Source organism: Streptococcus caledonicus (genome assembly GCF_042656225.1).
Lineage (GTDB): Bacteria > Bacillota > Bacilli > Lactobacillales > Streptococcaceae > Streptococcus > Streptococcus caledonicus.
On the sequence record NZ_JBHSOJ010000023.1, the window covers coordinates 82,553 to 102,500 of the forward strand.

Here is a 19,948-nt window from a genome sequence, read left to right on the forward strand (position 1 = left end):
TGATGTTAAATTATGTCAAAGCAGATATTTACCGTATTCGTAAGGAACACCTATCTTTTGTATCACTTGGTTTACTCCTTGTTTTTGGCAGTTTATTTGCCTATATTTACCGTGAAGACCATTCAACAGAAGTGGCTAGAAATCTTGTGATGTCCTGGCCAACCTTGTTACCACTTTTCTTTGTCACACCAGCCAAGATTTTCCTAGGAGAAGATTTGACTAATCGCACCATCAACAACATGCTTATCAAAAGTCAAAATCGTTTGAAGGTATTTAGCTATAAATGGGTCATGACGGTGCTTGCTGCTTGGCTATATGCGCTTGTGGCACTGATGATGACAGGCCTTGTCCATCATTTAGTGACAGGAATGGCCTCTTATCAGACCATCTTGGCTTACCTTTTCTACCAGTTACCACTTTATACGGTGATTGCTAGCCTCTGTGCTTTTATCTTTGCCTTCTTTGACCGCATTTATCAGTCTTATATGGTTTATATCATTATCGTGCTGTTATTTGACCAATTGGCTAGTCTCATGATGGGCATGCTGTTTAAGACCGATGCGTTAGCACCTTACATGATGTTTAATCAGCTTGGGCAGGTGGATATTGCGGGGAACTATCTGACAAGTACTGTTTTTGTGGCTATGCTGTTTAGCCTTGTTTATGCTCTTGTTAGCTACCTCATATTTGCCAAACGTGAATTTAAGTAGGAGATTATGATGAAACGTAAAATTTTAATAGGATTAGCTGTCTTTCTAGTGATTGGCCTTGCTGGGTTGGTCTGGACTGGTGTTCAAAATGATAAAACTGATGTTTCTTATGATAAGGCATTTACCACTCCAGCTAAGAACATCAATGTTATCAATGTGTCTAGTTTGGAACAACCAGCCAAGGTTATAGTGAAAGAGAGTGAACAGGAAGAAACCACCGTCTATATCAAGGGGCAGTTGGCGAAAAATAACATTGCTGCCATGGAAGAACAATTTGGTATTGATGAGGAAGGTGATTTGATGATTTCATTTGCCAAAAATGGTTTCACGATGACGGTCATGGGAGATAAGCCGACAGTGACGATTGAGATTACCCTTGCCAAAGGCGTGACGTTTAACGATTTTCGTCTTTTTAGTAGCAATGGCGGAGCTGATGTTATCTTACCGAAGAGCTTTGATGGTAGCTACAAAATCACCAGCCAGAGTAACAACATCACCAAACCACAAAATGGGACTAATACAAAACGCCAAGCAAGCATTGAAACTCCAGGTGATGTGAATGTGGTGCTGGAGTAGGAAAGAAGAGACTTGTTTTTCATCAATAAAAACTGATTTATAAACGATAATAGTGTATAATAAAGGAGTTATCTTAATGAAAAAAAGTTTAGTTATTTTTAGTTTGTTGGTAGTAGCAATGGTCTCACTTTTTCAAATCAGTGATTTTCTAATTTCGGCTGTTGAGATAATTCCGTTTGGCTATGTGGATTATTCAGATGCTGAAGATATAGAAGTAGATGATATTCATAATGATGACCACTTGTCTAAGTCATTTGAGACGTTTATTGAAGAACATCCAACACCATTTTCTAAGACTATTGTGAAAACTGAGGATGACTAATAAAGGAGTTCTATGGCTATTGTTATTATTCTTTGCCTACTAGTTTTAGTAGGTGGTTTGTTTATCTTAGTTTACCGAGGCATTAAGAAAAATGAACAACTGGCGTCTAAAGATTTTTCATATTTGCGTTGGATCATTGGTATGTTATCAATTGCGATTTTCTTAGGTGGTCTAGGGATTGTTGCTAATTTAATCTATAATAGTCTAGGTTTTCTAGGAGTTACCAAGGATGGGCAAAATCTTTGGCATTTGCAGTCAGGAAATATCATGTCATCTCTAACCTTTGAAAATAGTAATACGCCCGTTGGTTTAGTGATTGATACCTTACATTGGAGTGCTATTTTAGGAGTATTTGTTTGTTTGAGAATATTTATGAAAAATATTCTAACGGAGGCTATCTTTGTGTTACAAAATGCCCAATTAGCGCGTTGGTTGACCTATTGTCTCATTATAGCTGCCCTTGTCTCTCAAGAGGGGACTGGTCTGGTTACAATATCTAGTGATGAGGGCAATTATGACTTTCTTAATCTAAACTATTTGCTAGGTGCTGCGGTAACGTGGACCATGTCAATTATCCTTGAAAAAGCTATCGCTATTGCTGAAGAAAATGAATTCACAATCTGATTGGAGGTAGGGACATGATTATCGTCAATTTAGATGTGGAACTGGCAAAGAAAAAAATGAAATCAGGTGACTTGGCGGAGCGTATTGGCATTACACCAGCCAATCTTTCCATTTTGAAAACAGGTAAGGCAAAAGCCATCCGCTTTTCAACTTTAGAAGCCATTTGTAAGGAGCTTGGCTGTCAGCCTGGAGATATCTTGGAATATCGTGAAGATGATTAAATAAACAGTTATAGAAAAAGAGTTTCCTTAGATTTGTTGCGTGAGGAAACTCTTTTATGTTTATGCCTTAGTTAGATAGTATCGTTTTGTCATTTAGCAAACGCTAAAATGGTATTTGAAATGATTGTTATATGCTTAAAAATAATCTGATGATGGCTCAAGGTGCCAGAAGGGAGTATGGGTAATTTGAGGAACTATATTTCTGACTATACTTAACTATATAGGAATATATTAAAGTGTTATACTTAGTTGTAAGGAGGTGCTATTATGCACGTTTTAGAGAAAAATACACAGGTAAATTTTAAGACTAACAAGGAATTGCTAGAAAAAGCTAAGGCTATTATTACAGCACACAATAGATATGACAGCAAGTTTTAACTTATTCTTAGAAAGTGTTGTTAAAAATAAGGCGTTGCCTTTTGAGACTGATGCCGATAAAGAAAGAGTTGAACTATTAGCAGGTCTAAGAGCGGAAATTGCTCAAAGTTTTGGTGATCTGAAAAATGGCCGAGTATATAGTGCTAGTGAAGTGAGGGCTAACCTTGGTATCTAATAAGAATTATAGCCTTATTATCCCTGAAAAAAGTACAGGAGCAGTTAAGAGGTATCACAGATTATATTAGCAACACTTATTTTTCAGAACAGGCAGGAGTTAACACGGTAAATAATATCATTTATTGTCTCGAATGTCTTGAAGTATTTCCAGAAGCAGGATTTAATGCAGATGATAGGGGAGGAGAGGTTATTTATTAGCCATACACTACTCGAGGGGTAGTATTAGGGGATTATATTGCCTTTTATCACATTTTAGAGGATAGAGGTGCTGTTTTTGTGTCTGATATTATCCATAGTAAACAAAATTATCTAAGGTTATTCAAAAAAGCATTACAGAGGGATATTAAAGATTAGGTTAGACTTGTTTTAAAGTCAATAACTACTATCAGAGGGAGAAATTCCCTCTTTTTAAGGCTAAAACAAGTGATCGTTTTCATTTTTTGGTATACTAAAACCATTAAAACAAAGGAGAGAAAAATGAAACAAGTTATTGGACAGACAGGTGTGGAAGGATCACGCATTTCACTTGGTTGTATGCGAATGGCTGCGCTAGATGTGGCTGATGCTGAAAAAGTGATTGCAACAAGTTTGGAAGCTGGTATTAACTTTATTGACCATGCAGACATTTATGGAGGCGGACAGTCTGAGGAACGCTTCCGTGATGCGGTGACAAATCTAGGTATTGCGCGTGAGGACTTGATTTTACAATCTAAATGCGGTATTCAGCGTGGTTATTTTGACTTTTCAAAAGATCATATCCTTAAATCTGTTGATGGTATTTTGAAACGTTTGGATACAGATTACCTTGATTTTCTAGTCTTGCACCGACCAGATATTTTGGTCGAACCAGAAGAAGTTGCAGAAGCTTTTAGTCAATTAAAACAATCTGGTAAAGTGAAACACTTTGGTGTCAGCAACCAAAACCGTTACCAAATGGAACTCTTGCAGTCTTATCTTGATGAACCATTAGCAGTAAATCAATTGCAGCTATCCCCGGCACACACACCAATGTTTGATTTTGGGGTCAATGTCAACATGCGCAATGAGGCGGGTGTCAATCGTGACAGTGGCATTGTGGAATATTGCCGTTTGAATAAAGTGACGATTCAGGCTTGGTCACCATTCCAAATTGACCTTGGGAAAGGCCTTTTCTCAGGAAATCCAGATTACAAAGAATTAAACGAAACAATCAGCCGTTACGCTGAACAATACGGTGTGTCTGATGAAGCGATTATTATCGCATGGATTTTACGCCATCCAGCTAAAATGCAAGCCATTATCGGCTCAATGAATCCAGAACGCATTGTCAAAATTGCTAAGGCGACTGAGGTTAATCTGACGCGTCCAGAATGGTATGACATTTACCGCAGCGCAGGAAATGTGTTGCCGTAAGCGACTGATTTAAACAAAAAAACGACTGTCTTCATCAGATGAGCAGTCGTTTTTGAGTGCTATCAGATTACCCTTCAATGTAATCAACCAGTGCTTTTCCTTTTAATCCTGCATTTAGAGCAATCAAGAGTTTCAAACGTGCCTTGGGAGCATTGAGTTCTTTGACAAACATGACCTCAGCTTCCTGGAGCTTGACGCCACCACCGTCATAAGCGTAAACAGGCTCAGCAATGCCGTTGAAGCAACGCGATACGAGTACGACAGGGACCCCTTGCTTGATGAGTTTTTGGAGTTCTAAAGCTGCGCTAGGTGGCACATTTCCAGCTCCCAGAGCCTCGATGACCACCCCATCAATATTGTCAGGGCTGAGCAGACTAATGATACTGCCATCACCCATACCAGCGTAGGCTTTGATAATAGGAACAGTCCCTGAAATCTTATCCAAATCAAATCGCACACGAGGCTCGGCTGTTTTGAAAAAGAGAATATCGTGTTTCATGATGATGCCAAGTGGTCCGTGTGTAGGCGTTTGGAAGGTCGAAACATTGGTCGTGTGGGTTTTTGTCACGTATTTAGCAGCGTGGATTTCATCATTCATCACCACAAGAACACCCTTATCAGCAGCCTTGTCGTGACTGGCGACACGTAGGGCAGAGAGGTAGTTATACACCCCATCGCTTCCCAATTCATTTGAAGACCTCATGGCACCTGTGAGGACGATGGGAATTTCTGGGATAGCCATGGTATCCAAAAAGTAGGCTGTTTCTTCTAAAGTATCTGTGCCGTGAGTGATAACAATGCCGTCAAATTGCCCAGCTGTTTCACGGATTTTGTGGTAAAGAGCCAGCATGTGGCTTGGTTTGATATGTGGACTAGGAAGATTTAGAAAATCAACGACAGTCAGGTCTAAATGTTTCCAGTCAATATCAATCTGTGTCATGGGATTATTTTCGGTAGGATTCACATTTCCAGTATCATCAGCTGTCATGGAAATGGTACCACCAGTATGGAGAACTAAGATTTTTTTAGTCATAAATGAAAGCCTTTCTGAAAATGAATATGATATAATATAAGTATTGTAACACATTTCTGTAAGGGAATGAAAGAGCTAGCTTGAGCAAAGTTAGACTTACTTGCGGTAGAAAATGTTAAAAAATGATAGATGAAAGGAGCAGTTGGATGGCAGTCAAAGCAGTCTTTTTTGATATTGATGGGACGCTTGTCAACGATATGAAAAAAGTGCAAAGATCGACGCAAAAAGCTATTGCTGAGATGAAAAAACAAGGCATTTTAGTTGGTCTTGCGACAGGGCGTGGTCCAGGATTTGTTGCTCCATTCATGGAGAATTTAGGCCTTGATTTTGCAGTAGCTTATAACGGACAGTACATTATTACGCGTGACAAAATTCTCTATCAAAATCAACTTCCAAAATCTTTGGTTTATAAAGCTATAAAATTCGCCTCCAATCATCGAATGGAGATTTCACTTGGATCCGCAGATGGTCTTTTGGGATCCAATATTATTAACATGGGAACGAGTCCTGTTGGGCAGGTACTTAGTCGAATCGTTCCTAAAAAATGGACAAAATCTGTGGAGCGGAGTTTCAAACATTTGGTACGTCGTGTGAAGCCCCAAAATAGTCAGTATCTTCTCACGATGATGCGTCAGCCTGTCTACCAAATTGTCTTAATTACTACCAAGACGCAGCTCCTTAAAGATGAATTTCCAACCGCAACTGTGACTAGAAGCAGTCCCTACTCAGCGGATGTCATTTCTCAAGGACAATCTAAGGTGAAAGGAATTGCCCGTGTCGGTGAGGTCTTTGGTTTTGATTTGTCTGAGGTTATGGCTTTTGGTGATTCGGACAATGATATGGAGATGCTATCTGGAGTTGGTGTCGCAGTAGCGATGGGGAATGCTAATGAAGAACTTAAAGCGGTTGCTCACTATGTTACAGAAACTAATAATAAAGACGGTATCGCAAAGGCCCTGGCACATTTTGGACTCATTCATGTTGAGCAGGAGAAGGTATTTGGTAGTCGTGACGACAACTTCAACAGAGTCAAGGATTTTCACCAGCTTATGGACGGTGAAACTTGTGAGATGCCTAGAGTCTATGATTTAGAGGAAGCAGGTCACCGTTCAGGCTTTAAAGTAGAAGAGATTATTGAATTTCTTTACGCAACCAGTGGTGGTAATCCAGACTTGTTTAAAAAAGCTGTGGAAGACCTTCATCAGGCTGTGGATAAAGCGGTGCAGAAAGTGGAGGCAAAAGGAGAGCCTGTTGATAACCCTTTGGTGGGGCAAGTTGATGCTCTGACATACCTTCTCTATTTTACCTATGGCTCCTTTGTATTGATGGGGGTTGACCCCAAACCATTCTTTGATACCGTACATGAAGCCAATATGGGGAAAATTTTCCCGGATGGGAAAGCCCATTTTGACCCAATTACCCATAAAATCTTAAAACCAGATGACTGGGAAAAACGCTTTGCCCCTGAACCAGCTATCAAACGAGAACTGGATAGACAGATCCAAAAAGCAAAAATGAAACAAAGGAAAAAAGAGATACGATAAAAGCTCCGTTGGAGCTTTTTACATGACATCAGAATTGGCTTCTTCTTTTCATTTAAACGATTTTGCGCTATAATAAGGAACGTGATTGAAAGGGGGACTGCCCAGTTGTTGTCCCAGGTATTTGATAATGAAAGAATTTAATAAATCCTCAAAACTTGAACATGTCGCTTATGATATCCGTGGACCAATCTTGGACGAAGCTGAGCGCATGATTGCCAATGGAGAAAAAATTCTACGCCTCAATACTGGAAATCCGGCGGAGTTTGGTTTTACAGCACCAGATGAGGTGATTCGTGATCTGATTTTAAATGCCCGAAACAGTGAAGGCTATTCTAATAGTAAAGGGATTTTCTCTGCCAGAAAAGCGATTATGCAGTATTGTCAGACCAAGGGTATCCAAGGTGTTGATATTGATGACATCTACATTGGTAATGGTGTTTCAGAGATGATTTCCATCTCTATGCAGGCGCTTTTGGACAATGGTGATGAAGTGCTAGTGCCAATGCCTGACTACCCTCTTTGGACAGCTTGTGTGAGTCTCGCTGGGGGAAATGCGGTACATTACCTTTGTGATGAATCTGCCAATTGGTATCCAGACATTGATGACATCAAGTCTAAAATTACATCTACGACGAAGGCGATTGTTATCATTAACCCAAATAACCCAACAGGGGCCCTCTATCCAAAAGAACTTCTAGAAGAAATCGTTGAGGTTGCTCGTCAAAATGATTTGATTATTTTTGCGGATGAAATTTATGACCGTATGGTGATGGATGGTAAAAAGCATATCGCCATTGCTAGCCTTGCACCAGATGTGTTCTGTGTGTCAATGAATGGTCTGTCAAAATCTCACCGTATCTGTGGTTTCCGTGTGGGTTGGATGGTACTCTCTGGACCTAAAAAACATGTTAAGGGCTATATTGAAGGACTTAATATGTTGTCAAATATGCGCCTTTGTTCAAATGTGTTAGCCCAGCATGTGGTTCAAACCTCTCTCGGTGGTTATCAGTCTGTTGATGAGTTACTTGTTCCAGGTGGGCGTATCCATGAGCAACGCGAATTTATCACACAAGCAGTCAATGATATTCCAGGCTTATCAGCTGTTAAGCCAGAGGCAGGACTCTATATTTTCCCTAAAATTGACCGCAATATGTACTGTATTGATGATGACGAGGAATTCTGTTTGCAACTGTTAAAACAAGAAAAAGTCATGTTGGTACCTGGTAAGGGCTTCAACTGGAAAGAACCAGACCACTTCCGCATCGTTTATCTCCCTCGTGTGGAAGAATTAGCGACCTTGCAAACAAAACTAACACGTGTCCTCAGTCAATATAAACGATGATAGAACCATTCCCGTTGTTCTTCCTCCCGGTCCTATCAAGCGATTGGAAGACTATAAAAATAACAATCGCCACATGATATTAACGTTTTAGCTTACCAACTTATAGAAGAACATCCGTTTTTCAACATTATCGCCACAAAGTTTTGGCATTTTCAGATATAAAGGTAATTGAAATTGTTGGTGTAAGGACAGTTGTATCGCGCATAATATGGGTTATTTGATTGTTCTTTCAAAAAATTGACTTTTCTATCCTGAAATCACTCATTGAAATTAGCAACTACAGGAATGATTCTGATAGAGCGCTAGAGCAGCCACTTTTAAGCATTTTGAAAAGAAATGGCACGATTTCTCTAGCAGAGTTCTTAGCGGTTAGCCAAGAGGAATTGGTGTAACACACTTAGTGGCTTATTGTGTCAAATATTGCTTATCTAAAATCTAAAATTTGAAACATGAGGCATTAGTATCTCTATGTTTTGTTGAGCTACTTAGGATTTTGCCTCAAGATAAAAAGTAATAGTGACGTGACAAAAAGAAAATTAACAGTTAAAAATAAGAGAATGACGAGGAATGAGCTATTTTGAGGAGTATGTTTCTCTCCAAATCTCTTGTTTTTTGCTGTTAATCTTCTAAAAAACTTGTTTCTAGACTTAAAAAGGTCTAAAATGAAAGAGAATAATTTTTTAGAACGGAGAAAAACGGTGACGCTAAACTGGCAGGATATAGTTTTCAATTTTATTGGAGGTCTAGGACTCTTTCTTTTTAGTATAAAATACATGGGGGATGGTCTTCAACAGGCTGCCGGTGACCGTTTAAGGTACTATATTGATCGCTATACTAGTAACCCTCTGTTGGGAATTTTGGTTGGGCTTGCGATGTCTGCTCTTATTCAATCGTCATCTGGCGTAACGGTTATCACGGTTGGTCTGGTATCAGCTGGTCTACTTAACCTTAGACAAGCGATTGGGATTGTCATGGGAGCCAATATCGGAACGACAGTAACTTCATTCATGATTGGTTTTAAGTTAGGAGATTACGCTCTTCCTATGATAGCCCTTGGAGCCGCTTTGCTTTTTTTCACCTCAAATAAAAAACTTAATAATCTAGGTCGTGTCATCTTTGGAGTCGGTGGGATTTTCTTCTCTCTGAATTTGATGGGGGATGCAGTTGAACCATTAAAAACGGTGGATGTTTTCCGTGACTATTTGGCTACTCTTGGCGATAAGCCATTTATGGGAGTCCTTATTGGTACTGTTTTAACTATGTTGATACAAGCTTCTTCAGCCATTATTGGTATTGTTCAGAGTCTTCATAGTAGTGATTTGTTAGATTTGCAAGGGTCTATCCCAATTCTTCTAGGTTCAAATATAGGAACATGTATTACGGCAGTTCTAGCTTCAATTGGTTCAACGATTGCAGCGAAACGAGTGGCATGGGCGCATGTGTTATTTAACGTTATTGGTACTGTCATTTTCATGATTTTATTAGTTCCTTTTACGGGCTTTATTGATTTTTTACAAAGTCAATTACAATTGACTCCTGAGATGACAATAGCCTTTGCTCATGGAGCCTTTAATATTACCAATACTATTATTTTGCTACCCTTTATTAGCATTTTAGCGATTTTAGTGACAAAATTTATCCCAGGTCAAGCAGAGGTTGTTGCCAAATATGAAGCACTTTACCTTGATAAAATTTTAATCACTCAAGCGCCAGCTATTGCCCTTGGGAATGCGAAAAAAGAATTGATTCACTTGGCGTCATATGCCATCCAAGCACTGGAGGCTTCTTACAGTTATTTAAAAACAGCTGATGAGAAATATTCTGACCATGTGCATCGCTATGAAAAAGCCGTTAATGGGATTGATGAAGAATTAACTAATTATTTGATTGCTATTTCAAATGAGGCACTTAATCCATCTGAAAATGAGGTTTTAGCAGGGGTGCTTGATGCTTCACGAGATTTGGAACGAATTGGAGATCACTCAGAGGGCTTAGTGATTTTGATTGAAGGAGTGCATCATAAAGATGCTCGTTTCTCTGAAGAAGCGTCTCAAGAATTACGTGACATGTATCATTTAACGCATCGTATGATTTTAGATAGTGTACGTGCGGTGGAAGATCGCGACAGGACTTTAGCAGAGGAATTGTTAGAACGCCATCGCGACATCGAACGCAAGGAACGTCAAATTCGTAAAAATCATATTCGCCGTTTGAATAAAGGAGAGTGTTCTGCTCAAGCGGGAATGTCCTTTGTTGATATTATCTCTCACTACACTCGCATTACAGATCATGCTGCTAATTTGGCTGAAAAAGTTTTAGAAAATCAAATCTAATTTTGACGCTTGTAGAACTATTTTAAAAGAAAGTGGGGGTGCCTGCTTTTTTTCATTTACAAATTTTAAAAAAGTTTTATAATATTAATATAGATACGGAGGTGCTTGTTATGACAAGTTTATTTATCAAAGCAGATATATTCTATTTTGCAGACGAAACAAAATTTGGTGGCTATTTAGCAGTAAACGATGGACATTTTGGAGAATGGCAAAGCGAGATGCCAAAAGACGTAGAAGTAATTGATTATACAGGCTATGCTATTGCACCAGGGTTGGTAGATACTCATATTCATGGTTTTGCTGGGGCAGATATCATGGATGCAGATCCGGAAGGAGTGTTACACATGAGTGAGGCTTTGTTATCTACGGGGGTAACATCCTTTTTACCAACGACATTGACCTCGACGTTTGAGCAATTGGAAAAAGCTGCGGCCTCTATTGCAAGTGTAGCTGGAACTGAAAAAGGAGCAAAAATTCAAGGTATTTACTTTGAAGGCCCTTATTTTACAGAAGAATATAAAGGGGCTCAAAATCCAGCCTATATGGCAGATCCCCAATTAACTGAATTTGATGCTTGGCAAGAAGCAGCTAATGGTTTGATTAAGAAAATTGCGTTAGCACCAGAACGCGAAGGTGTGGCTGAGTTTGTTTCAGCAATGAAAGAACGTGGCGTGACTGTCGCTTTGGGACATTCTAATGCCACTTATGCGCAAGCAAAGGCAGCCGTTGAAGCTGGTGCCTCTGTTTGGGTGCATGTTTATAATGGGATGAGAGGCCTCAGTCACCGTGAATTGGGGATGGTTGGCTCTGCTTATTATATTCCAAATACTTATGCAGAGTGGATTTGCGATGGTCACCATTCAGTACCTGAAGCTGGTGATATCCTTATGAAACAAAAAGGATACGACCATGTTGCTCTCATTACAGACTGTATGCGAGCGGGAGGTTGCCCAGATGGAGATTATATGCTAGGTGAATTTCCGGTTATTGTGGAAAATGGCACAGCTAGATTAAAATCAAATGGAAGCCTAGCAGGTTCTATCTTGAAATTAAAAGATGGTCTTAAAAATGTTGTCGAGTGGGGACTAGCGACCCCTGCAGAAGCGATTAAGATGGCAAGTCTCGTTCCAGCTAAATCGGTAAATATTGATGATGTTTGTGGTCAGTTAACCGCGGGATATGCTGCAGATTTTATTGTCCTTGATAAAGAGTTAAACTTAGTGGCGACCTATATTGATGGGGAGAAGCGCTTTGAAGCTTAATTTTTATGAGAAGGGACACCACACGACGAACACATGAAGAAATTTTCATTTTCAGAGAACTGTTTTTCATAGAAAGGTTATCTTTTTTATGATGAAATTTTGCTATAATATAATATGGACGGAAACGAGGATAAACAGGGCACACATGTAAATGTCTTGAAAATATCTTAAAAAAATGCATGTAGCTAGGAAACAGTTACATGCATTTTCTTCATGCGTACGTATGTCATGATTTTCACTCTTTTTTTACTTGACTTAGACCTAGTCTAAGGTGCTAGTATAGGAAGAAAACAAACTGAGGTGATTTCTATGGAGTATAGACCATTAGGGACAACAGATATGTCTATCAGTGCTGTTAGTTTTGGGACTTGGGCGCTCGGTGGTGACTGGGGCGATGTCACTGAGGAAAATGCCAAATCTGCTCTTAACCATGCCATTGATAGAGGGGTTAATTTCTTTGACACTGCTGATGTTTACGGAGGTGGGCGCAGTGAGACACTTATCGGTAAGGTATTAAAAGAACGTAGCGAACGTGTTTATGTTGCTACAAAATTTGGACGCCGTGACGATTTTACTAATCCTGAAAACTATACTTATAAAAAAGTTCGTCAATATGCTGAAGACAGTCTCCGTAATCTTCAGATGGATGCCTTGGACCTCTATCAAATTCATTGTCCCACAACCGAGATTCTGACCCAATCGGATGTTTTTACGGTGCTTGAAGATTTGAAAAAAGAAGGAATCATTCGTTACTATGGGGTCAGTGTTGAGACAGATGACCAAGGAAAATTTGTCCTTGAAAATACAAATGCTAGCAGTTTACAAGTCATTGTGAATTTACTTCGTCAAAAACCAGTGAAGGAAATGATTGCACTAGCCAAAGATAAAAATGTTGGTGTTTTAGCACGTGTCCCACTTGCCAGCGGACTTCTAACAGGAAAATACACTAAAGAATCTGTTTTCCCAGAAAATGATCATCGTCATTACAATCGTGATGGTGCGGCGTTCAATGTGGGTGAGACCTTTGGTGGTCTTCCTTTTAACAAGGCGATTGAGTTGGTTGACCGAGTGAAATGGATTGGTAAAGACCACGGTGGTTTAGCGACAGCATCACTTAAATGGCTATTACAGCAAGAGGGGATTACAGCAGTTATTCCTGGGTTTAAGAGCATTCAGCAGGTCGATAATAACCTTGAAAGCCTAAAAACCCTGCCATTTACCACAGCAGAGTTGAAAAAATTATCAGAGTTTTATTGGGAGGAAGTCCACTCTCATATTCGTGGTGCGTACTAGGGAGAAACTCTTTGTTCTTTCTTGACTTAGCTGTACTCTAAGGTGGTATGATGGGGACAAGAAAATTATTGAAAATACTCAATTGAAAGGAGGATAGCGTGATCACCATTAAGACAATTTCAGAACAATTAGGGATTTCTGCGCATGCCATTCGTTTCTATGAAAAAGAGGGAATGGTCGACATTCCAAGAAACAACCGTGGCTTTCGTGAATTTGATGAGCGTAGCGTTGACCGTTTGAAAGCTATTGCTCATTACCGCCGTGTTGGCATGTCTTTGGAAGATATTCGTAAGATTTTGGCGGAATTTCATAATCACACGTTATCGACAGAGCTACTTGAAAAAACAAAGCGCGATTTAGAACAACAAATCCACGATTTACAAGAAACACACCATTATTTAGTTGAAAAAATTAAAATTCATCGTCAATTATCTGAACTTGAAAATCAAGGACTAACTGAAAAAGAGCGCACAGATGTCTACTATAATATTAGACGCAAGGAGGAACAAGAAAAATGACAATTATCAATCAAGTCAATAATCCTTCTGATGTCAAAAAGCTCAGCCTTTCGGAACTAGAAGACTTAGCCAATGATATCAGAGAACTTTTAGTTAATAAAGTCAGTAAAGTTGGTGGTCACTTTGGGCCCAATCTAGGTGTTGTTGAAATGACCATTGCCCTTCACAAGGTTTTTGATTCACCGACTGATAAAATTGTTTGGGATGTCAGTCATCAATCTTATCCTCATAAAATCTTAACCGGAAGAAAACAAGGTTTTGCGGACGGTCATTTCCATGACATCACCCCTTATACTGATCAAGAGGAAAGCGAACATGATTTTTTCACCATTGGTCACACGTCTACATCTATTGCCCTAGCAGAAGGACTTGCCAAGGCACGTGATTTGAAGGGTGAGGCTGGAAATATTATTGCTGTTATTGGTGACGGTTCAATGTCAGGTGGTTTGGCGTTTGAAGGTCTTAACAATGCTGCGGAATTGAACAGTAACCTCATTGTGATTCTCAATGATAATGAAATGTCTATTGCCAAAAATTACGGAGGTCTTTATCCACATTTAGCTGAACTTCGTGCAACAAATGGTCAAGCGACCAACAATCTCTTTAAAGCCTTTGGCTTTGATTATCATTACTTAGAAAATGGGCATAGCATAGCAGATTTAATTGGTTTGTTTGAAGAAGTTAAAGATGCCAATCATCCTGTTTTTCTTCATATTCACACCGAAAAAGGGCATGGCGTCGATTGGGCTTTGAAAGATAAGCAGACCAATCACTGGCGTTCTCCGTTTGATATTAAAACTGGAGAACCACTTAGACCATCACTAGCTAAACCGACTTTTGAATCAACCATCGTGGATTTTCTTGAGGAAGAAATTGAAGCTGGCAAGCCTGTTCTTGCTATGAATGCAGCGATTCCAGGTGCCTTTGGTTTAGGCCGTATCGAAGCAAAATACCCTGAGCATTATTGGGACTCAGGCATTGCAGAACAACATAATATTAGTATGGCGACTGGCTTTGCTACTGCTGGAGCTAAACCTTATGTTTTTCACAGTGCCACTTTCTTGCAACGTGCTTATGACCAGATTTCTCACGATTTAGCGATTAATAAGGTTCCAGCAGTTCTGATTGTGCGTGGTGCTAGTATCACTAACAGCGATCGTACGCACCAAGGAACTTTTGAACATGCCATGTTGGCAACCATTCCGAATCTCATTTATCTAGCGCCAGCTCATGTTGCTGAATTGAAAGAAATGCTGCGCTTTGCTAGTCAACAGACTGAAAATCCAGTCGTAATTTCTATTCCAGCACAACAAGATATGGAGAAGCAATATGTCAAAAAAGAATTTGCCACTCCAAACTATGATATTGTTCAAAAAGGGAGTCGTGTAGCCATTCTTGGCCTAGGTGGATTTTTACAATTAGGAAAAGAAGTCGCAGCTGCACTTGAAAAAGATGGTATTACTCCTACTGTCATCAATCCACGCTTTATTGCAAGTCTCGATGAAAAAACTCTGGAAAGCTTGAAAGACAACCATGAACTCGTGGTGACACTTGAAGATGGCTCTGTTGATGGTGGTTTTGGTCAACGTATTGCAGGTTTCTTTGGTCCAACAGAAGTGAAAGTTTTAGTCAAAGGCTCCCTTCGTGAATTTACAGAAGTCGTGCCGCAAGCCGAACTTTATGACAGATACCGTCTCAACAAAGAACAAATTGTAACAGATATCTTAGACATTTTAAAATAGGAGAATTAAATCATGACAACAATGTTTAACTTAAATGATGGACATAAAATCCCAGCACTTGGTTTTGGAACCTTTAAAGCAGCTGATGGAAACGAAGCTTACCAATCAACGCTAGATGCCCTTAAAGCTGGTTACCGTCACATTGACACGGCTGCTATCTATGGCAATGAAGAAAGTGTTGGCCGTGCAATCAAAGACAGTGGCATTCCACGTGAGGAACTCTACATCACAACAAAATTATGGAATGATTCTCATTCTTATGATTTGGCAAAAGCTGCGCTAGCAACCTCATTGAAAAAATTAGACTTGGATTATATTGACTTGTACCTTATCCACTGGCCAAATCCAAAAGCTTTCCGTGACAATTGGGAAGAAGCCAATGCAGAAGCATGGCGCTATATGGAAGAGGCTAAAGAAGCAGGCCTTGTTAAATCAATCGGTGTCAGCAACTTCCTTGTTCACCACTTAGAAGCACTAGCAAAAACAGCTAAAATTACTCCAGCAGTCAACCAAATTCGTTTGGCACCAGGCTGCTACCAAGAAGAAGTTGTCGAATATTGCCGCAAGCATGATATAGTCATCGAAGCTTGGGGACCTCTTGGGCAGGGAGAACTTTTCGGAAATGCTGATATGAAAGCCTTGGCTGAAAAATACGGTAAAACCATTGCCCAAGTTGCTCTTGCCTGGTCATGGCATGAAGGCTTTTTACCATTGCCAAAATCAGTGCATGAAGCTCGAATTAAAGAAAATATGGATTTCGCTGACATTGAACTCAGCCAAGAAGACGCTGAATTTATCAAAAATATATCAGGTTTGACAACAGCGCCAGACCCAGATAATACTAATTTCTAACAAGATTACCATTAGGAGAGCTTAGGCTCTTTTTTTAGTTTCTGATGTTAATGAGCATAAAAATCAGAATATTTCAAAGGTGATTAACCTAGTACTAGATTTATGAGAGGATTTGTGATAAAATAAACGAGTAATGGGTTTGACCCAAAAAAATATTAGGAGGCTCGAAATGCCATTAGTTTCAGCAGAAAAATTTGTCCAAGCAGCTCGTGAAAACGGCTATGCTGTCGGCGGATTTAACACAAACAACCTTGAGTGGACACAAGCTATCTTGCGCGCCGCTGAAGCAAAACAAGCTCCAGTTCTTATTCAAACTTCTATGGGTGCAGCTAAATACATGGGTGGTTATAAAGTGTGTCAATCACTTATTGCTAACCTTGTAGAATCAATGAACATCACTGTTCCAGTTGCTATTCATCTTGACCACGGTCACTATGAAGATGTTCTTGAGTGTATCGAAGTTGGTTACACTTCAGTAATGTTTGATGGATCACACCTTCCAGTAGAAGAAAACCTTCGCTTGGCTAAAGATGTTGTTGAAAAAGCTCACGCTAAAGGTATTTCAGTTGAAGCTGAAGTTGGTACTATCGGTGGTGAAGAAGACGGAATCATCGGTAAAGGTGAACTCGCTCCAATCGAAGATGCAGTAGCAATGGTTGAAACTGGAATTGACTTCCTTGCAGCTGGTATCGGTAACATTCATGGTCCATACCCAGAAAACTGGGAAGGTCTTGCTCTTGATCACCTTGAAAAATTGGCTGCCGCTATCCCAGGTTTCCCAATCGTTCTTCACGGTGGTTCTGGTATTCCTGATGAGCAAATCGTTGCTGCAATCAAACTTGGTGTTGCTAAAATCAACGTAAACACTGAGAGCCAAATCGCATTCTCAAACGCAACTCGTGAATTTGCACGTAACTACGATGCAAATGAAGCAGAATACGACAAGAAAAAACTCTTTGACCCACGTAAATTCTTGGCACCAGGTATCAAAGCTGTTCAAGGTGCTGTTGAAGAACGTATCGACGTATTTGGTTCAGCAAACAAAGCATAAGAATCTGCGAATAAATCTTTGATTTGGAGCAAACAAAGCTTAATTTAACGTTGAATAAAAAATGAAAGGATTTCCGATTAGGGAGTCCTTTTCCTATGCTTTAGATGCGAAGTAGTTTTATACTGTTCAGTTCTGCGAAAAATCTCAGACTACGAGTAAATAAAGAATAATAATATTAAAGTCTATCCGCTTTAGGTAGGCTTTTTTATTACTATGAATATCTATTTAAGAGCTAGATATTATTAATTAGGGCTATATTGTCTGAATTTTAGGTAAATTTACAATTTCTATTATTGTTCGGAGGGCGGAGCAAATAATCTTGTTATAGGGCATTCTTTAAGCTATAATGGTTAATGTTGATAGAAAAAGTAAAGATAAAAATTCGCTAAATACAAACGGTTAATAAGATATTGGAGGAAAATAGACTGAATGAACAAACAAGATAGAAAAGTTTATGGCTTGTCAACAGCCATCGCATTAATTGTTGGTGTAGTTATTGGATCGGGGATTTATTTTAAGGTTGATGACATTTTAACCTATGCTGGCGGAAATGTTGGTCTTGGGATGCTTATTATTATTCTTGGTTCTTTCTCGATCGTTTTTGGAGCTTTGAGTTTATCAGAGTTAGCGGCGCGAAATGATGATGACGGAGGGATTTTTTCCTATTACATGACCTACCTTCATCCTGGCTTAGCCGCATCGCTCGGTTTGTTTTCAGCATATGTTTACCTTCCAGCCTTAAATGCAGTTGTTGCATGGGTAGCAGCGAGCTTTACGCTTGGAAGTGGATCGGATTTGGAAAGTCAAATTCTATTAGCAGCAGTTTACCTTCTGCTTCTAGCAGTGATGAACATCTACTCTCGTGTTTTGGCAGGACGATTTCAATCTTTATCGACTGTCTTAAAAATTATTCCGCTTCTTGCGATAGCACTTGTTGGTCTTTTTTGGGGTCAAGCGGTGCCTGAGATACCGCAAGGGCTGACACCAGTTGAACCGCGCCAAGTTGGTTTAGGCTGGTTATCTGGTCTTATGCCGCTCTACTTTGCTTATGATGGTTGGACTGTCGTTGCCAGTATTGTCCCAGAATTGAAGAATCCTAAGAAAAATTTAGCTAAAGCCTTCATTATTGGACCCTTAGTTATTCTTACCCTCTATCTGGTATTTTTCTATGGCTTAAATCGTATTTTGGGACCTAGTTTTATTATGACGACTGGAAATGATGCGGTACTTTATGCTACAGAAATGATTTATGGAAAAACTATTAGCAAGCTACTTCTAGTGATTATCATTATTGCAGTTTTGGGAGTATCGAATGGTTTGATGCTCTCCAACATGAGATTACCTCAGGCTTTTGCGGCACGTGGTTGGATTAAAAGTAAACGGTTTGAGAAAGTTAATCGTCGCTATCAGCTTTCTATTGCAGCCAGCTTATCTACCGTAGTGATGACCTTGATTTGGTTGGGAATTCATTATTTGGCAACGACGTATCATCTTCTGCCAGGAAGTGACATCAGTGAAATTGCAATCGTTTTTAACAATATGTCCTTTATTTTCCTATATGTTGCTGTTTTAGGTTTATATCGTAAAGGAGAAATTACGAATAAATTGACCGGTCTCTTTTCACCGATTTTCGCCATTTTATCCATTCTTATTCTATTCATCGGCAGCCTATTAACAAATTTTGTTATGGCAACTTCATTCATGCTGTTTTGCTTACTCTTTTGTCTCGGAAGCTTTGCCTTTTACCGTAAAAATACTGAGCAAAAGTAAGCTACAACCGATTGTGGGTCTCTCACTTAGGGAAGAACAAGCTGCGCAGTGAACTGAAAATACTGAACACATAGATGTATTGGTGAATAATGTAGATAGGTTCTTCTAAGCACTTGACGCCTAAATGCTAAAAACTCAACGCTTCTAAAAGTGGAACTTACTTTGGGAATTTCTCAGGCAAATTGTCAAGTCAAGTGCAACAAGTTCGTGGGTAGACTAGTATTCCATTTTTAGGCTAGCCCAAACAGAAAATTTGCAGTTTTATAGTGGTGAAGCCGTCTAGGTCTATTAGTGATAGCAGAGACATAACGATTAAGTTCTTCTGTTGTCAGTGGGTTTAGAGAGATACTTTTTGGGAGAAACTTTCTCAAAAGAACGTTGAAGTTTTCATTAGTCCCTCTTTCATGCGAAGAATAAGGATGGGCAAAGTATATATCAACTCCATGTAAGTCTGACAAACTACTAAACTCTGAACCATTGTCCGACGTGATCGAAAGAATAGGATAGTCTAAAAGAAGTTCCTTAACTGTAGCGTTAATCGTCTCTGCTTGCTTATTCGGCAATTGACAAGCAAGGGCAAACCGAGTTTGGCGTTCTACCAAGGTCATAACAACAGCTTCACCCTTGGTTTTCTTACCGAGTACAAGGTCAATCTCCCAGTGGACAAACGTAGGATGGTCGTTAATTGACTCAGGACGTTCTTCTATGGAATTTCCTAGGACTTTCTTTGCGACCTTAGATGTGACTTTAGACCGTTTTCGGATGCTCACCATCTTAGGTAAATCAATTGGTTTAATCGTCAACAGGC

At 39.5% G+C, this 19,948-nt stretch carries 18 protein-coding genes and 2 pseudogenes; 18 read left to right on the forward strand and 2 right to left on the reverse strand.

The window, feature by feature from the left end; genetic code table 11:
• Positions 1-2: 2 nt before the first annotated feature.
• The 8 genes and pseudogenes from ACFPQ3_RS08885 (at position 3) to ACFPQ3_RS08920 (ending at position 4,400) form a co-directional block, all read left to right on the forward strand.
• Complete coding sequence (locus ACFPQ3_RS08885; RefSeq protein ID WP_156806048.1) at positions 3-710, forward strand: hypothetical protein; 708 nt, start codon at positions 3-5, stop codon at positions 708-710.
• A 9-nt stretch (positions 711-719) separates the two neighbouring features.
• Positions 720-1,286, forward strand: coding sequence for a hypothetical protein (locus tag ACFPQ3_RS08890; RefSeq protein ID WP_156806049.1), 567 nt, complete (start codon positions 720-722; stop codon positions 1,284-1,286).
• A 76-nt stretch (positions 1,287-1,362) separates the two neighbouring features.
• Positions 1,363-1,608, forward strand: a complete 246-nt coding sequence (locus ACFPQ3_RS08895; RefSeq protein WP_156806050.1) for a hypothetical protein — start codon at positions 1,363-1,365, stop codon at positions 1,606-1,608.
• 12 nt (positions 1,609-1,620) lie between these two features.
• Positions 1,621-2,232, forward strand: a complete 612-nt coding sequence (locus ACFPQ3_RS08900) for a DUF2975 domain-containing protein (protein ID WP_156806051.1) — start codon at positions 1,621-1,623, stop codon at positions 2,230-2,232.
• 14 nt (positions 2,233-2,246) lie between these two features.
• Positions 2,247-2,453, forward strand: coding sequence for a helix-turn-helix domain-containing protein (locus ACFPQ3_RS08905; RefSeq protein WP_121835167.1), 207 nt, complete (start codon positions 2,247-2,249; stop codon positions 2,451-2,453).
• Between the two features lie 267 nt (positions 2,454-2,720).
• Positions 2,721-3,006 (forward strand): annotated as a pseudogene (gene relB / locus ACFPQ3_RS08910) (type II toxin-antitoxin system RelB/ParD family antitoxin).
• Positions 2,996-3,362 (forward strand): annotated as a pseudogene (locus ACFPQ3_RS08915) (type II toxin-antitoxin system RelE/ParE family toxin). The pseudogenes relB and ACFPQ3_RS08915 overlap by 11 nt, the downstream one beginning before the upstream one ends.
• 123 nt (positions 3,363-3,485) lie before the next feature.
• A complete protein-coding gene (locus ACFPQ3_RS08920) occupies positions 3,486-4,400 on the forward strand; it encodes an aldo/keto reductase (protein ID WP_156806052.1) in 915 nt (304 codons plus the stop codon).
• Positions 4,401-4,467: 67 nt separating this feature from the next.
• On the opposite strand, the gene ACFPQ3_RS08925 is transcribed toward ACFPQ3_RS08920, so the two are convergent.
• Entirely contained in the window at positions 4,468-5,433 is a 966-nt protein-coding gene (locus ACFPQ3_RS08925; protein ID WP_156806053.1) for an asparaginase, read from the reverse strand.
• A 146-nt stretch (positions 5,434-5,579) separates the two neighbouring features.
• Here ACFPQ3_RS08925 and ACFPQ3_RS08930 point away from each other — a divergent pair, with 146 nt between their 5' ends.
• The 10 genes from ACFPQ3_RS08930 (at position 5,580) to ACFPQ3_RS08975 (ending at position 19,140) form a co-directional block, all read left to right on the forward strand.
• The gene (locus ACFPQ3_RS08930) at positions 5,580-6,977 is read left to right on the forward strand and encodes a Cof-type HAD-IIB family hydrolase (RefSeq protein WP_156806054.1); all 1,398 of its coding nucleotides are present in this window, start codon (positions 5,580-5,582) and stop codon (positions 6,975-6,977) included.
• 127 nt (positions 6,978-7,104) lie between these two features.
• On the forward strand, positions 7,105-8,319 hold the full coding sequence (locus tag ACFPQ3_RS08935) for a pyridoxal phosphate-dependent aminotransferase (RefSeq protein ID WP_156806055.1): 1,215 nt from the start codon (positions 7,105-7,107) through the stop codon (positions 8,317-8,319).
• Positions 8,320-9,017: 698 nt separating this feature from the next.
• Positions 9,018-10,652, forward strand: a complete 1,635-nt coding sequence (locus ACFPQ3_RS08940) for a Na/Pi cotransporter family protein (protein ID WP_156806068.1) — start codon at positions 9,018-9,020, stop codon at positions 10,650-10,652.
• A gap of 110 nt (positions 10,653-10,762) precedes the next feature.
• Positions 10,763-11,914 (forward strand): N-acetylglucosamine-6-phosphate deacetylase, encoded by a 1,152-nt coding sequence (nagA, locus tag ACFPQ3_RS08945; RefSeq protein WP_156806056.1) that lies wholly within the window; start codon positions 10,763-10,765, stop codon positions 11,912-11,914.
• A gap of 309 nt (positions 11,915-12,223) precedes the next feature.
• Positions 12,224-13,207, forward strand: a complete 984-nt coding sequence (locus ACFPQ3_RS08950) for an aldo/keto reductase (RefSeq protein ID WP_156806057.1) — start codon at positions 12,224-12,226, stop codon at positions 13,205-13,207.
• A gap of 98 nt (positions 13,208-13,305) precedes the next feature.
• Positions 13,306-13,725 (forward strand): MerR family transcriptional regulator, encoded by a 420-nt coding sequence (locus ACFPQ3_RS08955; protein WP_156806058.1) that lies wholly within the window; start codon positions 13,306-13,308, stop codon positions 13,723-13,725.
• Positions 13,722-15,467: a 1-deoxy-D-xylulose-5-phosphate synthase gene (locus ACFPQ3_RS08960; protein ID WP_156806059.1), complete on the forward strand. Its 1,746-nt coding sequence runs from the start codon at positions 13,722-13,724 to the stop codon at positions 15,465-15,467. Before ACFPQ3_RS08955 ends, ACFPQ3_RS08960 begins: the two co-directional genes overlap by 4 nt.
• Before the next feature lie 12 nt (positions 15,468-15,479).
• The gene (locus ACFPQ3_RS08965; protein WP_156806060.1) at positions 15,480-16,319 is read left to right on the forward strand and encodes an aldo/keto reductase; all 840 of its coding nucleotides are present in this window, start codon (positions 15,480-15,482) and stop codon (positions 16,317-16,319) included.
• A gap of 169 nt (positions 16,320-16,488) precedes the next feature.
• Positions 16,489-17,370, forward strand: a complete 882-nt coding sequence (locus ACFPQ3_RS08970; RefSeq protein WP_121835190.1) for a class II fructose-bisphosphate aldolase — start codon at positions 16,489-16,491, stop codon at positions 17,368-17,370.
• A gap of 429 nt (positions 17,371-17,799) precedes the next feature.
• Complete coding sequence (locus ACFPQ3_RS08975) at positions 17,800-19,140, forward strand: APC family permease (protein WP_156806061.1); 1,341 nt, start codon at positions 17,800-17,802, stop codon at positions 19,138-19,140.
• A 230-nt stretch (positions 19,141-19,370) separates the two neighbouring features.
• Here the strand turns inward: ACFPQ3_RS08975 and ACFPQ3_RS08980 are convergent.
• Positions 19,371-19,948, reverse strand: a 578-nt coding sequence (locus ACFPQ3_RS08980; RefSeq protein ID WP_380434069.1) for an IS30 family transposase, incomplete at its 5' end; no start/stop codon positions are given.